Raw genomic sequence first — 18,421 nt, forward strand, 5'->3', positions numbered from 1 at the left:
AGGTTTTTCCATGGCCATTCCACCACGCCGGGTTTCCCGGCAGGATCCATCCGCGGCATCCGCTGCAGACATGCCTCGCCGCTCCGTGCTCCAGGGCGGGCTGGGTGCCGCCGCCTGGGCCGCCACGGCCGGCTGGTCGGCAGGACACGCCGCCACCGGGTCGCTGCCACTGGCGGGCATGAATTTGTCGGGCCTGGGCTCGAACAGTTTCGTGGAGAACGCTCAGATCGGAACGCACTACCGGGACATCTCGGACAAGCACATCGCCGCGGCCGGAGACTGCCCGCTGTTCCGCCTGCCGACCACGGCGCAGCGCTTCAGTACCGGCCAGGGCCTGCCGCTGAATGCGGCCTACGTGAAGGAAGTGAGCGACGTGCTGGACCGGCTGGCCGCCCAGGGCAAGCGCGCGATCCTGGAACTGCACGACTACATGCGCCTGCCGACGCGGGTGGCCGCGCTGCAGGGCTACCGCATCCAGGGGGGCCAGCTCGTGGGGCCGGACGGCCGGGCCGTGCCGGATCCGGCAGCGCCGTCGGTCTGGAACGGCACCTACGCCAAGGGCAACTTCGAGTACGTCGCCTACTTCGACGGCCGCGACCAGTTGCTCAAGCTCTATGAATACCGCGTGATCGGCACGCAGGGCTGCAAGCTCTACACCGAGGACGGCCTGCCGGACCTGTGGCTGCGCCTCGTGCAGCGGTTCCGCGACCACCCGGCGATCTTCGGCTGGGGCCTGATGAACGAGCCCTATACCGGCAAGGAGACGACCGCCAATGGCAGCGCGCTGGACATGCGGGCGCTCTGGCAGCGCACCGCGACGCGCACGGCCGCGCGCGTCTTCGACTACGACCGCAAGCATTTCGTCTTCATCTGCGGCAACGAATTCGCCACGGCCCGCGAATGGGTGAAATACTCGAACGACCTGGCGACCATCCCCGACCCGTACGGACTTATCGTGTACGAGGCCCACAACTACCTGGACAGCAACGGACAGGGTGGCGGTGCCTGGAAGAACCCGCAGGAAACCGTGGCCCCGGACACCGGCGAGAAGATGGTGGCGAATTTCCTGCAATGGCTGCAGGACAACGGCAAGCGCGGCTTCCTGGGCGAGCACGGCTATCCGGAGAACAACGCGAGCGCCGAGGTGGCGACACGGCGCATGCTGCAGCTCCTGCAGCGGAGCAACGTGCCCAGCACGCAATGGTGCTTCGGCCCGGGCTGGCCGGATGGAGACTCGCTGGGGATGAGCCGGGACACCGGCGCGGACACCATCGCGGTCAAGGGCAACATCGCGGCGGTGCAGCCCTTCTTCAAGGAACGCCTGGCAACCTATTTGCCGCCGCTGCGCTCGAACTGACCCCTCGCCGCGGGCCGTGCCGCGAGCCAGGTCCGCAGTTGCGGCAGGTCCATGGGCACGGCGATGTGGTAGCCCTGCCCCTCGTCGCACCCCATGCGCAGCAGCGACTCCCAGGTGGCCGCGTCCTCGATGCCCTCGGCCATCACGCGCAGCCCGAGCTGGTGCCCGAGCCGCACGATCATTTCGGCGATGCGCGCGCCCTGTGCCCCGGTGGGCCGCCGCACGAAGCTGCGGTCGATCTTGATGCGGTCCAGCGGCAGCCGCTCCAGGTAGCTCAGGGACGAGTAGCCGGTGCCGAAATCGTCGATGGCGATGCTGACGCCATGGGCGCGCAGCGAGGCCAGCGTGGACTGCAGCAGCTGGGTGGGCACCACCGCGACGGACTCCGTGATTTCCAGCTCCAGCTGGCTGCCGCGCAGGCCGCTGGCGGCCAGCGCCGCCCGCACGGCGTCGGGGAATGCCGGGTCCTGCAGCTGGACCACTGACACGTTCACCGAAATATGCGGGGGCGCCAGGCCTTCGCGGGCCAGGTCGCTCAGGCTCTGGCAGGCGGTGGACAGCACCCACTGCCCGAGTGGCGCGATGAGGCCCGAATGTTCGGCGATCGGAATGAAATCGTCCGGGGAGACGAACCGCCCGTCGGGCAGGCGCCAGCGCAGCAGGGCTTCCATCCCCACGAGGGCGCCCGTGCCCAGGTGCAGCTGCGGCTGGTAGACCAGGAACAGCTGCGCCTCGTCGATGGCCGCGCGCAGGTCCGACAGCAGCATCGCCCGGTCCCGTGCCTCGCGGCCCATGTGTTCGAGGTATTGCAGGTGCTGGCCGCGGTGGTCGCGCTTGGCCCGTTTCAGGGCAATGGTGGCGTCCTTGACGAGGTCTGCGCCGGCCTGGGCGCCCGAGGGCAGGTGCACGTATCCGCAGGTGAGCGACACTTTCTGCGGCACGCCGTCCACGACCGGCGGCGGCTGCATGCACTGCAGCAATTGCGGCAGCGCCACGTGCCGGGCCTCGCCCAGCACGCCGAAGGTGTCCGAGCCCACGCGCGCCAGGAGCACGCCCGGAGGCAGCGCATCGGCCAGGCGCCGGGCCGCGGCCTCCAGCAGCCGGTCGCCGAAGGTGTGGCCCATCACATCGTTCGCCGCGCTGAAATCGTCGATATCGATCAGCGCGAGGATGTGGTCCTGCGCCCCGCCGCGCCGCACGCAGTCATCCACCTTTTCGACGAAGTGGGCGCGGTTGGGCAAGCGGACCAGCGGGTCGTAGTAGGCGAATCGGCGCAGGCGGTCCAGCAGGTCGCGGTTGAGCAGCAGGGTCCGCATGTTGATGGAAAAGACATCCAGCAACTGGCGGTCGAGCGCGCTGTGCGGATAGGGCGTGTCCACGAAGACGGCCATGCCGCGCTCGCTGCGGTCGCCGAAGTACAGGGCGATGCCGCCCTCTTCTCCATGGATGTTCTGGCAGAACTTGAGCGCCCGGGCCAGCAGCTGCCGGCAGCGGTTGTCGGGCAGCGTGTCCAGGGCGCGGCCGGAGAACGCGGCGAAAGCATCCGTCGCGGCCACCACCCGGCAGCTGTCGGCCGAGGCACCGTGCAGCATGCACACCATGCCCCGCGCCGCGCCGTCCAGCAGGGCGTCGAGCTGGGTGATGACGCCCGCGGCGAATGCCTGGAGGTCGGGCTGCTCCAGCAGCGCCGCGCTGGACCGCACGATGAGCTCCAGGCTGCGGCGGCTGGCCTCGATGGAGCAGCGCTGATCATAGGAGCGGATGGCAGCGAGGACCACGGGCAGCAGCCGCCCCTGCGCGAGCTCGGCCTTCGCGCGGAAGTCGTTGATGTCGTAGCGCAGCAGCGTGTCCTGGTCCGGCGCCTGGCCCGATTGCGCCGTGCACAGCACGATGCGGGTATCGCCCAGGCCGGCCGTGTGGCGGATGAAGTCCAGCATTTCGCCATCGCCGGCGTCTCCGTCCGCGAGGGCGCCGAGCAGCACCACCGCGATGCCGGAACCTGCGATCAGCATCGCGCACGCCTGCGCCCGGGTGGACGCGTGCAGGGAGGCGAGTGGACGGCCCAGCAGTTCCAGGCCTTCGAACGCCCCGCGCACCATGCCATGCATGCCGGGGTCGCAGTCCACGACCAGCACCTGCCACGCCGGGTCCGGGCATGGCGCCGTGAGCGGTGGGCAGTCGGGCTCTGCGACGAGGCTGTCCATCCCGATCTGGATGCTCATGGGCCCGGCGCGTGCGTCGCCGGATCCGCGCACACGACGCGGTTGCGGCCAGCGCGCTTGGCGCCGTAGAGCGCCTCGTCGGCGAGCCCGTAGGCATCGTCGAACACGCAGCCGCCGGGCAGCCAGCTCACGCCGAAACTGGCGGTGACGCGGCTGCCGTCCGGCAGGCCGAAGTCGAAGCCCTCGATGGCTTCGCGTGCCGCCTCGGCTACGCGCTCGCATGCCTGCCCGTGCTCGTCGGGCAGCAGCACCGTGAACTCTTCCCCGCCGACACGGCCGATCTGCGCCGATCCGGGCACCACGCTCTTGAGGCAGTCCACCACCCCGCGGATGACCCGGTCCCCGACGGGATGGCCGAAGCTGTCGTTCACCTTCTTGAAGTGGTCGATGTCCAGCACGATGAGCGCGACGCTGCCGGCCTCGAACTGGCCGTTGACCTGCTCGATGATGGCCGCGCGGTTGAGCACGCCGGTGAGCGGATCGTGGGTGGCCCGGTAGTGCAGTTGCTCGGCCAGTTCCGTCAGCTGCTGGTTGAGCTGGTTCATTTCCAGTTCGGCACGGTCGCTGCGCCGCACGAGCCGGCGTGTTTCGCGCAGGAGCCGTTCATAGGCGGCGAGCAGCCCGCCCAGCGCCTGCCGGCAATCCTCTGCGTGCGCGGGCGCATGGCATGCCTCGTAGGCAGCGCGGGCGGCGAGCAGCGCGCGGTTTTCGGACTCGAAGAGATCGGGGGGCGTGGCCATGGTGTCCATGGCTCAGGACGGCATCACCGGATGGCTGGTGAATTCAAGGTCGGGAAAGTCGTCGCTCAGTTCCTGGCCGAATTCGAGGATGGTGTCGTCTTCTTCGTCGTAGTACCAGTGCAGCGCGATGGGGTTGCCCTCTTCCGCCGCGTCGTTCAGCGCGTCGATGAGGTTGAACAGCATCTTCGTGCTGGAGCTGTTGAAGTAGGCCAGCGCGATGTGCACTTCGATGCGCTGCTCCCGCTGCTGCGACAGGTATTCCCGCAGGCGCGCGATGACGTCGCCGTAGAACGCCGCGGCGTTCTCGGGATAGGACTCGCCGCGCAGGTGGAGGGTGTGCTTGTCGAACTGGAAGTCCACCTCGGGGGAGCTGGGGGTCGGTGCGATGTAAAGATTGTCCATGGTGTTCTCTGCTTGGGGGCTGCCGCCGCGACTTCAGATCGCGGCCTTCAGATAGAAGACCGGCGTGCCTGCCGCGCCCTGGGCGGCTTCGAAGTCGAATTCCAGCGGCGCGCTCGCGTCGCGGGCGACGGTCAGGAATCCCATCCCCGCCCCCTTGCTGCCCGAGGGCGTTTCCTCGCGCAGGGTCTGGCGGTAGGCCTGCTTGATCTCGTCGAGCGTCATGCTGCACAGCTGTTCGAGCTTGGCGCGCAGCTCGTCGGCCGCGGCTGCCTCGATGGGGTTCGCGCACAGCAGGAGGAACCGGCCATCGGCCTCGCGGCGGATGCAGACCGAGCCATGGCGCAGCTCCCCTTCCGTCTGGCTGGGCGGCGTCAGGGAGTCGGAGGAATAGTGGATGATGTTCTGCGCCATCTCGATGAAGGACGAGAACAGCTTGCGCCGCGTCGGCCCGGCGATGCCGGCCACCTCCAGCTGCAGCTTCACGGCGTCCGCCATGGCAGCCACGATGTGCTGGGAGAAGTAGCCCACGTAGTAGAAAATGACCTGGTGCTCGCGGGCCACGCTGAAGAAGGGGCCGTATTTGCTGGAAATCATGGGAAGGCCTTGGTGCGGGAGTCGTGGATGGCGGCCGGCTTCAGGTGCGGAAACTCAGGAACGTCACGTCGTCGCGGCGGCCGTGTTCGCCCTGCCATTGATGCAGGGCCTCGCGCACGGCGCGGTTGACGTCTTCCGGGCGGGCGTCCCGGTGGCCCAGCAGAAGCTCGCGGACACGGCGCTTGCCCAGCGCGATGGCGCGCGGGCCGCCCACCTGGTCGGTCAGCCCGTCCGTGGCGATGAACACCAGGCTGCCTGCCGGCAGGTGCAGGACCTGGTTCTGCCATGCGTAGTCCATCCCGCTGTCCACGTAGCCCACGCCCTTGCGCTGGCCATCGGTGGTTTCCACTGCATCGGCGCCGGGCCTGAGCACATGGAGCGAGAGCCGGGCACCGGCGAACACCAGCCGCTCGGCCGTGGGTTCATACCAGAAAAAGGCAGCGTCCATGCCGTCGTCGGAACCCGGTGTCTCGTCCTTGCCGTCCACCTGCCCCAACACCTGCTTGATGCTCTGGTTCACGCTGCCCAGCAGGCAGGCCGGGTCGCGCGGCCCGTGCCGCTCGATCGCCTGGCCCAGGCTGGTGGAGGCGATGAGCGTCATGAAGGCGCCGGGCACGCCGTGCCCGGTGCAATCCGCCACGGCGCCGAACCAGCCGCCGCCCGCCAGGCAGAACTGGTAGAAGTCGCCGCCGACCACGTCGCGCGGCTCCCAGACCAGGTCGGCCTGCGGACAGGCGCGCGCCAGCGTCTCCCGGGAGGTGCGCAGCGTGGATTGCTGTATCACGCTGGCGTACTCGATGCTGTGCATGATCTGCCGGTTGCGCGACGCCTGCAGGTCCGCGACCACGCGCATCAGCTGCAGGCCGTTGCCCACGCCGGCGAACGCGCCCTCGCGCGTGATGATGAAACCGTCGGACAGGGCTTTCTCGCCGTATTCCACCGTGCGGCGGGTGAGCGTGTCGATGTCCATCGACGCATCCACGACGAGGGGCTCCTTGTCCATGAAGGCAATGCAGCTCTTGCGGCCATACAGTTCCATGCGGAACTGCTTGCTCATCTGCGAGAGGAAGATGTTGCGGTTGATGAGGCCGATGGGCCGCTCGCCCTCCACCACGGGCAGCGCGGCGAGATCCCGGTGGCGGCTGAACACCTCCATGACCTCCTCATTGGTCTGCCCGGCGGTCATGCTGGGCACCGGGGTGCAGAGATCCGCGGCGCTCGGGGGACGGAAACGGGGGCGGAATTCGGTCAGATACGCACGGGATTCGGACATGCCTGCGGCGCCGGAAATGATGTCAAAAAATGTTAATGACGAAACATTTCCGTTTGATGACAACTATCTGACCCGCCGCGCCGGAATGACAGTCCTGAATGACACGACCGTTTCCCGCTGGCGGCGATGCCGGCGGGGCCGGGCTCACACTTCCAGCCACTCCTTGCGCACCGCCGTGTCCGCGCGCAGGCCCTCGGGCGTGCCGTCGAAGACGATGCTGCCGTGGCCCATGACAAGTGCCCGGTCGGAGATGCGCATGGCGATGGTGAGCTTCTGCTCGATGAGCAGCACCGACACGCCACGCTCGCGGATCTTTTGCAGGTATTCGCCCACCAGTTCGACGATCTTCGGGGCCAGGCCCTCGGTGGGCTCGTCGATGATGATGAGGTCCGGATCGCCCATGAGCGTCCGGCAGAGGGTCAGCATCTGCTGCTCGCCGCCGGACATCACCCCTGCCTCGGTGTGCTGGCGCTCCTTGAGGCGCGGGAACATTTCGTACATGTCGTCGAAGCCCCAGCGGCTGCCCTTGCCCCGGCCCTTCTGGCCCAGCAGCAGGTTCTGGTGCACGGTCAGGTTGGGAAACACGTCGCGGCTTTCGGGCACGTAGCCCAGGCCCAGGTGCGCGATCTCGTAGGGCTTGCGGCCGGTGAGCCCCTGCCCCTTCCACTCCAGCGTGCCTTCCCAGTGCACCAGGCCCATGATGGCCTTGGCCGTGGTGGAGCGGCCCGAGCCGTTGCGGCCCAGCAGGGCCACGATCTCGCCGGGCGCCACGTCGAAGCCCACGCCGTGCAGCACGTGGCTCTTGCCATAGTAGGCATGCAGATTGTCGATGTGCAGCATCTCAGTGGCCCTCCGCCTGCTCTGCAGCGATCACCGATCCCAGGTAGGCCTCCTGCACGCGCGGGTTGGCGCGCACGGCTTCCGGCGTGTCGAAGGCGATCACTTCCCCGTACACCACCACCGCGATGCGGTCGGCCAGGCCGAAGACCACGCCCATGTCGTGCTCCACCGTGAGCAGCGTTCGCCCTTGCGTCACCTCCCGGATCAGCTGGATGAAGCGCGCGGTCTCGCTCTTGCTCATGCCTGCCGTGGGTTCGTCCAGCAGGATGACGTTCGCGCCGCCGGCGATGGTGATGCCGATCTCCAGCGCGCGCTGTTCCGCATAGGTCAGGTTCATGGCCAGGGTGTCGCGCTTGGATTCCAGGTGGATCTGCCCCAGCAGCTCCTCCGCCCGGGCGTTCGCGTCGTGGAGCCGCGAAAGGAAGCGCCAGAAGCTGTAGCGGTAGCCCAGGCTCCAGAGCACGCCGCAGCGCAGGTTCTCGAACACGCTCAGCTTCGGGAAGATGTTGGTGATCTGGAAGCTGCGCGACAGTCCCATGCGGTTGATCTCGTACGGCGCCCTGCCGTCGATGCGCTGCCCGTTGAGCAGCACCTCGCCGCTCGTGGGCCCGAAGCGCCCGCTGATCAGGTTGAACAGCGTGGACTTGCCCGCGCCGTTCGGGCCGATGATCGCCACGCGCTCGCCGGCCCGCACCGACAGGTTGGCGCCGCGGATGATTTCCGTCTTGCCGAAGCGCTTGCGCAGGTCGCGCAGCTCCAGCGCCGGTGCCCCGGAAGTGTTGTGGATGGCCGTCATGCGCGGCCTCCCCGGCCGGAGAGGCCCGACTGCAGGTCGCGTTCGATGCCCTCCTGCGTGGCCCCCCAGGCCCGGGCGAAGCGCCTGCGGCATACCTCGAACAGGCCCAGCCCCACGGCGAACACGAGGCCGGCTCCGATCCAGGTGGCGGCACTGCGCGCGTCGAGGGTCATGCCCAGGAATCCGATCTGCGGCCCGAGCGCCGCGTTGAGCTGCAGGTGGTAGGTCATCTCGATCATCGCGGCGGCACCCGCGACCGCAACGAGTGCGGAGCAGGCCAGCGCGAGGTAGCCTGGCAATAGCGGTTTCAGCCGCCCATGGCGCGCGACGCGCAGGTTCATCATGATCAGGCTCGCGATGCCGCCGGGGGCGTACATCACCATGAAGAGGAACACCAGTCCCAGGTAGAGCAGCCAGGCCTTGGAGAGCTCCGACAGCAGCACGGAGGCGAAGACCAGCAGCACCGCGCCGATGATGGGCCCGAAGAAGAAGGTGGCGCCACCGAGGAAGGTGAACAGCAGGTAGGAGCCCGAGCGCATCACGCTCACGCTGTCGGCCGCGGTGACGATCTCGAAATTGATCGCCGCCAGCGCGCCGCCGATGCCGGCGAAGAAGCCGGAGATGATGAAGGCGTAGTAGCGCACGCGCTGGGTGTTGTAGCCGATGAACTCCACGCGCTCCGGGTTGTCGCGCACCGCGTTCAGCATGCGGCCGAGCGGCGTGCAGGTGAAGGCGAACATGAGCGCCGTGCAGACGAAGCAGTAGGCGGCGATCAGGTAGTACACCTGGATGGCCGGGCCGAACGTGATGCCGAAGAACCCCTTGCCATACACGCGGTCGGTCGTGATGCCGCCCTCGCCGCCGAACACCTCGGGGAACATCAGCGCCATGGAGGCCACCAGCTCGCCGATTCCCAGCGTGATCATCGCGAACGTGGTGCCGGATTTCTTCGTGGTGACGAAGCCCAGCAGCACCGCGAAGAACATGCCCGCCAGCCCGCCCACGAGCGGGATCAGCACGAGCGGGACGGGCAGCGCACCCTTGCCCGCCCAGTTCATCGCGTGCACGGCCATGAAGGAGCCCAGGCCGGTATAGACGGCGTGTCCGAAGCTCAGCATGCCGCCCTGCCCCAGCAGGATGTTGTAGGAAAGGCAGATGATGATGAGGTAGCCGATCTGCGCGAGCATGGTGAGCGCCAGGCTGCTCGTGAACACCTTGGGTGCCACGATGAGTGCGAGCCCGAACGCGCCCCAGACCACGGCACGGCCGATGTCGAGCGGCCGGAAACGGTAGACGCCGGAAGATGGATGCATGGCCATGGTGTCAGTCCTCCCGCGTTCCGAGCAAGCCCTTCGGGCGGAAGATCAGGATCAGCACGAGGAACAGGTAAGGCAGGATCGGCGCGACCTGCGAAATGGTGAGCTTGAGCACGGGGTAGCCGAAGGTCTGGTCCGTCACCGCCATGCCGAAGGAGCGCAGCGCGCTCGCCAGCGAGTAGTCGAGCGCCACTGCGAAGGTCTGCACCAGCCCGATGATCAGCGAGGCGAGGAAGGCACCGGCGAGCGAGCCCATGCCGCCCACCACCACCACCACGAAGATGATCGATCCGACCGATGCCGCCATGGCCGGCTCGGTGACGTAGGTGTTGCCGCCGATCACGCCGGCCAGCCCGGCCAGCGCGCAGCCGCCACCGAACACCAGCATGAACACGCGCGGCACGTTGTGGCCGAGCGCCTCCACCATCTCGGGCTGCTTGAGCGCGGCCTGGATGACGAGGCCGATGCGCGTGCGGGTGAGCACCAGCCAGACGGCCACCAGCATGAGCATCGCCACCAGCATCACGAACGAGCGCGACTTGGGGAACTGCGTGCCGTACAGCGAGAAGAGCGGCCCCTGCAGCTGCGCCGGCAGGCCGTAGGGCACGGTGGAGCGGCCCCAGACGAGCTGCACGATCTCCAGGATCAGGTATGAGAGGCCGAAGGTCACGAGCAGTTCCGGCACGTGGCCGAACTTGTGCACGCGCCGCAGCGCATAGCGCTCGAAGGCCGCGCCCAGTGCGCCCACGACCAGCGGCGCGATGAAGAGCGCGGGCCAGAAGCCCACCACGCCGGAGATCGAATAGGCGAGGTACGCACCGAGCATGTAGAAGCTGGTGTGCGCGAAATTGAGCACACCCATCATGCTGAAGATCAGCGTCAGCCCGGAACTCAGCATGAACAGCAGGAGCCCGTAGCTCACGCCGTTGAGCAGGGAGATGACGAAAAACTCGAGGTTCATCGGGATCAGGCCGCGAGGCGCTGCGGGAAGGCGGGAGGAGAAGGAAAGGCCGGAGGCCGGACCCGGAATGGCGGTCTTCCGGGCCCGTCCGATGCGAAGGCCCCGCGGCGGGGCCGTGCGGTCAGGAAGGCCGCTTCATCTGGCACGAGGTGGGCGTGCTCGCCACGTAGGGCTCGTAGTACTTCACGGGCACGAAGGTGTAGCCCGTATTCTCCGCGTCATAGGGGTACTTGCCGCCCGCCTTCTCCCACTTCGAGACGAAGAGGCCCTGCTGCAGCTGGTGGTCTGACTTGCGCATCTCCACCTCGCCGTTGAAGCTGTTGAACTTCATGCCTTCGAGCACCTGCGCCACCTTCACGGGATCGGTGCTCTTGGCCTTGACGAAGCCCGCGTCCAGCATCGCGAAGGCATGGTAGACGGCACCCGTGTACATGTCGTCGTTGAATTTCTTCTTGTAGTCGGCCACCACGCGGCCGATGTCGCCGGGCAGGTTCAGGTGGTTGTACGAGACCATGTACACGCGCCCGGCGGCGGCCGATCCCATGGCCGTGGGTGAACCCGTCACCCCGCCGTAGTAGGTGTAGAAGTTGACGTTGTTCAGGCCCGCGTCATTGGCCGCCTTGATCAGCAGCGCGAGGTCGGAGCCCCAGTTGCCGGTGATCACCGTGTCGGCGCCCGATTGCTTGATCTTCGCGATGTAGGGCGCGAAGTCGCGCACCTGTGCCAGGGGATGCAGGTCGTCGCCCACGATCTGAACGTCGGGCCGCTTGCGGGCCAGGTTCTCCTTGGCGTACTTGGATACCTGCTGTCCGTGCGCGTAGTTCTGGTTGATGAGATAGACCTTCTTGATGTCGGGCTGGTCCTTCATGAAGGTGGTCATGGCCTCCATCTTCATCGACGTGTCGGCATCCAGGCGGAAGTGCCAGTAGCTGCACTTGCTGTTCGTGAGGTCCGGATCGACCGCGGCGTAGTTGAGGTAGACCACCTCCTTGCCGGGATTGCGCGCGTTGTGCTTTTCCAGCGCGTCGATGATGGCGAGCGCGGGGCCCGAGCCGTTGCCCTGCACCACGTAGCGCGCGCCCTGGTCCATCGCGGAGCGCAGCGCGCTCGTGGTCTCCTGCGGGCTGAGCTTGTTGTCGATGCCGATGACCTCGAACTTCACGCCCGAGGCGTTCTTCTTGCTGAACTCCTCGGCCAGGAACTGGAAGCTCTTGAGCTGGTTGGTGCCCACCGCGGCCATCAGCCCCGAGAGCGGGTCGAGCCACGCGATCTTGACGGTTTCGCCCTTCTGGGCAAAGGCACCGCCTGCGGTCGCCAACATGGCAGATACAGTCACCAGCTTGATAGCAAATCTCATCGCCTGTCTCCTTGCGTATTGGGGGTCACCGAACACGCCGCAGCGTACAGGCGAGGTACGCTGCGGTGTTCAGGGATTCACCCTAGCGCCTATCCCGCAGGCGACTCGCGGCGGCCGGCCCCATGGCCCGCGCCGCCCCTTCCCGCTCAGAGCCCGGGAAGGCGGTAGTCCTGCAACTGGTCGCGCAGTTTGGCCTTGAGCATCTTCCCGGTCGCGCCGATCGGGATCGCGTCCAGGAACACGACATCGTCCGGGATCTGCCATTTCGCGGTCTTGCCCTCGTAGAAGGCCAGCAGTTCCTCGCGCGTGAGTTCCGCGCCCTGGCGGCGCACCACGGCCACGATGGGCCGTTCGTCCCACTTCGGGTGCGGCATGCCCACGCAGGCCGCCATCGCCACGGCCGGATGCGCCATGGCGATGTTCTCGATGTCGATCGAACTGATCCATTCGCCGCCGGACTTGATCACGTCCTTGCTGCGGTCCGTGATCTGCATGTAGCCGTCGGGGTCGATGGTGGCCACGTCGCCCGTGGGGAACCAGCCGCGGCCCTGCGCGTCGGGCACCAGCGGGCTCTCGTCCGAGCGGTAGTAGCGGTCCACGATCCAGGGGCCCTTCACCAGCAGGTCGCCGTAGGTCCTGCCGTCCCAGGGCAGCTCGCGCCCGTCGCCATCGACGATCTTCATATCGACGCCGTAGATGGCTCGGCCCTGCTTGAGCAGGATCTTCATGCGCTCCGGCTCCGGCAGGTCCATGTGCTTGTTCTTGAGCGAGCAGAGCGTGCCCAGGGGGCTCATCTCGGTCATGCCCCAGGCATGCAGCACGCGCACGCCGTAGTCGTTCTGGAAGGCCTCGATCATCGCCGGCGGGCAGGCGGAACCGCCGATCACCGTGCGCCGGAGCTTGCCGAACCGGCCGCCGATCGATTTCACGTGCTGCAGCAGCATCTGCCAGACGGTCGGCACACCGGCCGCGAAGGTCACGCCCTCGGCGTCCATGAGCTCATAGACGGACTTGCCGTCCAGCGCCGGGCCGGGGAAGACGAGCTTGCATCCGGTGAGCGGCGCCGAGTACGGAATGCCCCAGGCATTGACGTGGAACATGGGCACCACGGGCAGCACCGAATCGCTGGCCGACAGGCCCATGACATCGGGCAGGGCCGCGGCATACGCGTGCAGGACCGAGGAGCGGTGGCTGTAGAGCACGCCCTTGGGGTGGCCCGTGGTGCCGCTGGTATAGCAGAGGCTGGAGGCGGAGTTCTCGTCGAACACGGGCCAGGCGTACTCGCTGGAGGCTGCGCCGATCCAGCTCTCGTAGCTCGTGAGCTGCGGGATGCCCGTGTCCTGCGGCAGCCGGTCGGCATCGCAGAGCGCCACCCAGCGCCGGACGGTGGGGCACTTCGCATGCACCGCCTGCACGATGGGCAGGAACGTGAGGTCGAAGCACAGCACCTCGTCCTCCGCGTGGTTCACGATCCAGGCGACCTGGTCGGGATGCAGCCGCGGATTGATGGTGTGCAGCACGCGGCCCGAACCGCTCACCCCGTAATACATCTCCAGATGGCGGTAGCCGTTCCATGCCAGGCTGGCGACGCGGGCGCTGGCGGCAAAGCCCTCCGCGTCCAGCGTGTTCGCGAGCTGGCGTGCACGGGCGGCCATGTCCCGGTAGGTGTAGCGGTGGATGTCGCCTTCCACGCGCCGCGAGACGATCTGCGCATCGCCGTGGTGGCGTTCCGCGAACTCGACGAGCGTCGAAATCAGCAGGGGTTGGCTCTGCATCAGGCCCAGCATGGTGTCTCCTTCTATTCCTGTGGATAAGGTGATCGTCGAATCCTAACCCTGCGGTTCGGTGCCGCGCCCCCAGGGCAACCCCGCGCCCGGCGGCCCCTGTCGCCAGGTTGACAGGCGATGCGCAGGCCTGCGCCCCCCGTGCAAGCCCCTGTGGGCCGCCCAGGCAAAGGCGGTGGGAGACAATGGCGGCAATGACGATCACCGCCCCCTCCGCCCCGACGGCCGAGGCCCGCTCCGGCCTGGCCTGGCGGGACGGCTTCGCCGCCCTCGGACCCGGCTTCTTCACCGAACTGGTCCCGACGCCGCTGCCCGATCCCCGGTGGGTGGCGGGCAGCGACGCCACCGCCCGGCTCATCGGGCTGGCCCCGGACTGGCTGGGCAGCGATGCGGCGGTCCAGGTGCTGTCGGGCAATGCGCTGCTGCACGGCATGCGCCCCCTGGCCAGCGTCTACAGTGGCCACCAGTTCGGCGTCTGGGCCGGACAGCTGGGCGACGGCCGTGCGATCCTTCTCGGCGAGACTGAAACCGGCTACGAAGTGCAGCTCAAGGGCAGTGGCCGCACGCCCTATTCGCGCATGGGCGACGGCCGCGCCGTGCTGCGCTCGTCCATCCGGGAGTTCCTCTGCAGCGAGGCCATGCATGCGCTGGGCATCCCGACCACGCGCGCGCTGGCGCTGACGGCTTCGCCCGCGCCCGTGGCGCGCGAGGAAATCGAGACGGCCGCCGTCGTGACGCGCGTGGCACCGAGCTTCGTGCGGTTCGGCCACTTCGAGCACTTCGCGGCGCGCGACCAGGTGCGCGAGCTGCGCGCGCTGGCGGACTACGTGATCGACCGCTACTATCCCGGCTGCCGCAGTGCCGGCGATGCGCCCGGCGGCAACCCCTACGCCGCGCTGCTGCAGGCCGTGGTCGCCCGCACCGCCGAGCTGCTCGCGCAGTGGCAGGCCGTGGGTTTCTGCCACGGGGTGATGAACACCGACAACATGAGCATCCTGGGGCTCACCATCGACTACGGGCCCTTCCAGTTCCTCGATGCCTTCGTGCCGGGGCACATCTGCAACCACAGCGACAGCCAGGGCCGCTACGCCTTCAACCGCCAGCCCCAGGTCGCCTACTGGAACCTCTTCTGCCTCGGCCAGGCGCTGATGCCGCTGATCGAAGACACCGAACTCGCCCAGGCTGCGCTGGAGCCCTACCGCACGGCCTTTCCTGCGGAGTACCTGGCCCGCATGCGCGCCAAGCTCGGCCTGGCATCGGCCGCCGAAGGAGACGCCGCGCTGGTGGACGACCTGCTCGGGCTGCTGGCGGCGGACGCCGTGGACTACACCATCTTCTGGCACCGGCTCTCGCAGGCCGTGGCCAGCGGCGATTTCGTGCCGGTGCGCGACCTGTTCGTCGGCCGGGCCGGATGGGACGCCTGGGCAGCGCGCTACCGGCAGCGGCTCGGCAACGAGGCCGCACAGGACGCGGCCAGCCTCATGCAGCGCACCAATCCCCGCTTCGTGCTGCGCAACCACCTGGGCGAGCAGGCCATCCGGGCGGCGAAGACGGGGGATTTCACGCCCCTGCATGCGCTGCAGGCCGTGCTGGCACGGCCTTTCGACGAACACCCCGCGCATGCCGAGTGGGCGGGGTTCCCGCCCGACTGGGCCTCCTCCATCGAAATCAGCTGTTCATCATGACCTACCCCATCCAGAAGACCGACGCCGAATGGCAGGCGCTGCTGAAGGACAAGGGGGCCGAACCCGTGGCCTGGCAGGTCACGCGGCACGCGGCCACCGAGCGCCCCTTCACCGGCAAGTACGAAGCCCACTGGGACGACGGCAGCTACCACTGCGTCTGCTGCGGCGCCAAGCTGTTCGATTCGGTCACCAAGTTCGACGCCGGCTGCGGCTGGCCCAGCTTCTCCCAGGCGGTGCCCGGAGCCATCCGCGAAATCGTGGACCGCAGCCACGGCATGGTCCGCACCGAGACGGTGTGTGCACAATGCGGGGCCCACCTCGGCCATGTGTTCGAGGACGGCCCCGCGCCCACCGGGCTGCGCTACTGCATGAATTCCGCGTCGCTGGACTTCGAGCCGGACGCCTGACCCAGCGACGGCGCGCGGCACACGCATGACGAGCCCGGCAACCGCCCTGCCCCATCTATGAAACTGCTGATCGACTTCTTTCCCATCATCCTGTTCTTCGTGGCCTTCAAGGTCTGGGGCATCTACACGGCCACGGCCGTGGCGATCGCCGCCACCGTGCTCCAGATCGCCTATCTCCGCATAAGGCACGGCCGGATCGAACCGATGCAGTGGGTCAGCCTCGGCGTGATCGTGGTGTTCGGCGGCGCGACGCTGCTCTCCCACAGCGACACCTTCATCAAGTGGAAGCCTACCGTCCTCTACTGGCTGATGGGAAGCGCACTGCTGGTCGGCCAGCTGTTCTTCCGCAAGAACCTCATCCGCACGCTCATGGGCGGCCAGATGGAACTGCCCGAAGCCGCATGGCGCACCATGAACTGGAGCTGGACGGCCTTCTTCGCCGCAATGGGCGCCATCAATCTGTGGGTGGCACATGCTTTCAGCACCGACACCTGGGTGAACTTCAAGCTCTTCGGCGGGATCGGCCTGATGGCCGTCTTCGTGGTCGGCCAGGCGCTCTACCTGAGCCGCTACATGAAGGAGCCGCAGGAAGACGCCGGCACGGCGCCGGAGGATGCGAAGCCATGAGCGGCAGCGCCATCACCGCACAGGCCATGGAGCGCAGGCTGCGCGAAACCCTGGTGCCCAGCCTGCTCGAGGTGCTCGACGAAAGCGCGGCCCACGCGGGCCACGCCGGGTCCAACGGCACTGGCGCCGGGACACATTTCCGGGTACGCATCTCGTCACCTTTGTTTACGGAACGCAGCCGCGTTGCACGGCACCGCCTTGTGTATGATGCGCTGCAGGAGTTCATTGACCAGGGTGCGCACGCCATCGCGATTGAAGTTCTCTGATCGTCTTGATTCCCACGTCCAGGGCCACCATGGCGCACACCGTGCAGCCTGCCCTTTCCTTTTTGTGGATTTCCCAATGAAGAAAAAGCTCTTGTCCGGCCTTGTGGCCGCTGCCGTGCTGGGCACATCCGCCCTGCCCGCCATCGCGCAGAACGTTGCCGTCGTGAATGGCAAGGCCGTGCCCAAGGAACGCATCGAAGTCCTGAAGCAGCAGGTCGAACGCTCCGGCCGGCCCATCACCCCCGAGATCGAAGGCCAGATCAAGGAAGAAGTGATCGCCCGCGAGATCTTCCTGCAGGAAGCGCAGAAGCGGGGCCTGGAAGGCTCGCAGAACGTGAAGGACCAGATGGAACTGGCCCGCCAGACCATCCTGATCCGCGAGCTGTTCGCCGACTACCAGAAGGCCAACCCCGTCACCGACGCCGAGATCCAGGCCGAGTACGACAAGTTCGTCGCCGCCAACACCGGCAAGGAATACAAGGCCAGCCACATCCTGGTGGAAACCGAAGACCAGGCCAAGGCCATCATCGCCTCCATCAAGAAGGGCGCGAAGTTCGAGGACATCGCCAAGAAGCAGTCCAAGGATCCCGGATCCGGCGCACGCGGCGGCGACCTCGACTGGGCCACCCCCAGCAGCTACGTGGCTGAATTCACCCAGGCCCTCGTGAAGCTCGACAAGGGCAAGATGACGCAGACCCCGGTCAAGACGCAATTCGGCTGGCACGTCATCCGCCTGGACGACGTGCGTGAAGCCAAGCTGCCCAAGCTGGACGAAGTCAAGCCGCAGATCGCACAGCAGCTGCAACAGCAGAAGCTGGCCAAGTTCCAGGAAGAACTGCGCGCCAAGGCCAAGGTCGAGTGATCGGCCGCAGGCCGCCGAAGCCGCACCGCGGCGTATGGCGGCCTGGTGACCCTTGCAGAAAAACGCGGCCATGGCCGCGTTTTTTCATGGGCGGCCCAGCAGCCACCCCGTGGCCAGCAGCGCGCCGATGAGCACCGGCTGGTGCAGCATGTAATAGCTCAGGCTCCAGCGCCCCAGCACCGCCAGGGGGCGCACATTCCGGTGCACCGGAATCGCCAGCCAGCCCGGACGACGGCGCAGCACCCACTGCCCTGCAGCCAGCCCCCACCACATCACGCCCAGCCACGGCAGCACGGGCACGTAGTCCTCGGTGAACGGCTTGCGGGACACCAGGCCCAGCCAGTTCAGCGCATTGCTGTTGAACCAGGGCGCCCAGTCGGCCGCCGGCCCGGTCAGCAGCCACCCGGCCGCCCACGGTGCAGCCAGCGCCAGGGCGCCGGCCGGCCACAGCCAGCCGCCCCATCCTGCCGTACAGCGGGCCACCACCAGCATCACGGCCATGCCGTGCAGCACGCCGAAATGGATGTAGCTGCGCGGGAACATGAGGTAGGACCCGGCGCTCACCAGCAATGCGCAGCCGGCGATCCGCACCCAGCGCCGGCCGAACCGGTGCCAGCCCACGCCCTGCTGCCAGGCAAGCGCCTGCCCCAGTCCTGCGCAGAAGAGGAACAGGCTGACGATGGCCGTCCGCTGCATCGTCCAGGCCGGGTCGCCCCGGAAATCCTGCGGCCAGTAGCCGAAGTGGCTGAGATCGAAGCAGAAGTGGAAGACGGTCATCCAGACCATGGCGATGCCACGCAGCGCATCGACGGCATCGGCGCGTGCGTGGCTTTCGGGGGTCTGCGGCAATGGTGGGGTACGGGTGCGGGAGGAACGTGCCATGCCAGGAACTGCGAATGGATCAACACACCGCCGTCCCGGGACGGCGGTCC

At 67.6% G+C, this 18,421-nt stretch carries 18 protein-coding genes; 6 read left to right on the forward strand and 12 right to left on the reverse strand.

Translation table 11 applies throughout. From position 1 onward, the window contains the following. Window positions 1–70: 70 nt before the first annotated feature. Window positions 71–1,357 (forward strand): glycoside hydrolase family 5 protein, encoded by a 1,287-nt coding sequence (locus T336_RS0100200; protein ID WP_051647008.1) that lies wholly within the window; start codon window positions 71–73, stop codon window positions 1,355–1,357. Here T336_RS0100200 and T336_RS0100205 read toward each other — a convergent pair. From T336_RS0100205 to T336_RS0100255, 11 genes are all read right to left on the reverse strand, one after another. Beyond that, window positions 1,330–3,579 carry a putative bifunctional diguanylate cyclase/phosphodiesterase gene (locus T336_RS0100205; RefSeq protein ID WP_035225038.1) on the reverse strand — a complete coding sequence of 750 codons (2,250 nt, stop codon included), beginning with the start codon at window positions 3,577–3,579 and terminating at the stop codon, window positions 1,330–1,332. The genes T336_RS0100200 and T336_RS0100205 overlap by 28 nt on opposite strands. Then, complete coding sequence (locus T336_RS0100210; protein WP_019703497.1) at window positions 3,576–4,328, reverse strand: GGDEF domain-containing protein; 753 nt, start codon at window positions 4,326–4,328, stop codon at window positions 3,576–3,578. Before T336_RS0100210 ends, T336_RS0100205 begins: the two co-directional genes overlap by 4 nt. A 3-nt stretch (window positions 4,329–4,331) precedes the next feature. Then, window positions 4,332–4,721 carry a DUF1987 domain-containing protein gene (locus T336_RS0100215; RefSeq protein WP_019703496.1) on the reverse strand — a complete coding sequence of 130 codons (390 nt, stop codon included), beginning with the start codon at window positions 4,719–4,721 and terminating at the stop codon, window positions 4,332–4,334. Between the two features lie 33 nt (window positions 4,722–4,754). Next, complete coding sequence (locus T336_RS0100220; protein WP_013594777.1) at window positions 4,755–5,315, reverse strand: SiaB family protein kinase; 561 nt, start codon at window positions 5,313–5,315, stop codon at window positions 4,755–4,757. Between the two features lie 40 nt (window positions 5,316–5,355). Continuing rightward, a complete protein-coding gene (locus T336_RS0100225) occupies window positions 5,356–6,588 on the reverse strand; it encodes a SpoIIE family protein phosphatase (RefSeq protein WP_026431065.1) in 1,233 nt (410 codons plus the stop codon). Window positions 6,589–6,732: 144 nt separating this feature from the next. Then, entirely contained in the window at window positions 6,733–7,428 is a 696-nt protein-coding gene (locus T336_RS0100230) for an ABC transporter ATP-binding protein (RefSeq protein ID WP_026431066.1), read from the reverse strand. 1 nt (window position 7,429) lies between these two features. Continuing rightward, window positions 7,430–8,224, reverse strand: coding sequence for an ABC transporter ATP-binding protein (locus T336_RS0100235; protein WP_019703492.1), 795 nt, complete (start codon window positions 8,222–8,224; stop codon window positions 7,430–7,432). After that, complete coding sequence (locus T336_RS0100240) at window positions 8,221–9,543, reverse strand: branched-chain amino acid ABC transporter permease (RefSeq protein ID WP_019703491.1); 1,323 nt, start codon at window positions 9,541–9,543, stop codon at window positions 8,221–8,223. The genes T336_RS0100235 and T336_RS0100240 overlap by 4 nt, the downstream gene beginning before the upstream one ends. A gap of 4 nt (window positions 9,544–9,547) precedes the next feature. After that, a complete protein-coding gene (locus T336_RS0100245) occupies window positions 9,548–10,501 on the reverse strand; it encodes a branched-chain amino acid ABC transporter permease (RefSeq protein ID WP_019703490.1) in 954 nt (317 codons plus the stop codon). 121 nt (window positions 10,502–10,622) lie between these two features. Then, the gene (locus T336_RS0100250) at window positions 10,623–11,858 is read right to left on the reverse strand and encodes a branched-chain amino acid ABC transporter substrate-binding protein (RefSeq protein ID WP_019703489.1); all 1,236 of its coding nucleotides are present in this window, start codon (window positions 11,856–11,858) and stop codon (window positions 10,623–10,625) included. Window positions 11,859–12,004: 146 nt separating this feature from the next. Further along, window positions 12,005–13,645: a 3-(methylthio)propionyl-CoA ligase gene (locus tag T336_RS0100255; protein WP_026431067.1), complete on the reverse strand. Its 1,641-nt coding sequence runs from the start codon at window positions 13,643–13,645 to the stop codon at window positions 12,005–12,007. Between the two features lie 191 nt (window positions 13,646–13,836). On the opposite strand from T336_RS0100255, the gene T336_RS0100260 reads away from it, so the two are divergent. The 5 genes from T336_RS0100260 (at window position 13,837) to T336_RS0100280 (ending at window position 17,489) form a co-directional block, all read left to right on the forward strand. Further along, window positions 13,837–15,327 (forward strand): protein adenylyltransferase SelO, encoded by a 1,491-nt coding sequence (locus T336_RS0100260; protein ID WP_026431068.1) that lies wholly within the window; start codon window positions 13,837–13,839, stop codon window positions 15,325–15,327. Next, entirely contained in the window at window positions 15,324–15,734 is a 411-nt protein-coding gene (gene msrB, locus T336_RS0100265) for a peptide-methionine (R)-S-oxide reductase MsrB (protein ID WP_019703486.1), read from the forward strand. Before T336_RS0100260 ends, msrB begins: the two co-directional genes overlap by 4 nt. A gap of 57 nt (window positions 15,735–15,791) precedes the next feature. Then, window positions 15,792–16,361 carry a septation protein A gene (locus tag T336_RS0100270; protein ID WP_026431069.1) on the forward strand — a complete coding sequence of 190 codons (570 nt, stop codon included), beginning with the start codon at window positions 15,792–15,794 and terminating at the stop codon, window positions 16,359–16,361. Next, entirely contained in the window at window positions 16,358–16,627 is a 270-nt protein-coding gene (locus tag T336_RS0100275) for a BolA family protein (RefSeq protein WP_026431070.1), read from the forward strand. Before T336_RS0100270 ends, T336_RS0100275 begins: the two co-directional genes overlap by 4 nt. Window positions 16,628–16,703: 76 nt before the next feature. Continuing rightward, window positions 16,704–17,489, forward strand: coding sequence for a peptidylprolyl isomerase (locus T336_RS0100280; protein ID WP_019703483.1), 786 nt, complete (start codon window positions 16,704–16,706; stop codon window positions 17,487–17,489). 84 nt (window positions 17,490–17,573) lie between these two features. Here the strand turns inward: T336_RS0100280 and T336_RS0100285 are convergent, their stop codons facing one another. Beyond that, window positions 17,574–18,371 carry a heparan-alpha-glucosaminide N-acetyltransferase gene (locus tag T336_RS0100285; protein WP_051647009.1) on the reverse strand — a complete coding sequence of 266 codons (798 nt, stop codon included), beginning with the start codon at window positions 18,369–18,371 and terminating at the stop codon, window positions 17,574–17,576. Between the last annotated feature and the right edge of the window lie 50 nt (window positions 18,372–18,421).

The organism is Paracidovorax oryzae ATCC 19882 (assembly GCF_000687165.1).
Taxonomy (GTDB): Bacteria; Pseudomonadota; Gammaproteobacteria; order Burkholderiales; family Burkholderiaceae_C; genus Paracidovorax; species Paracidovorax oryzae.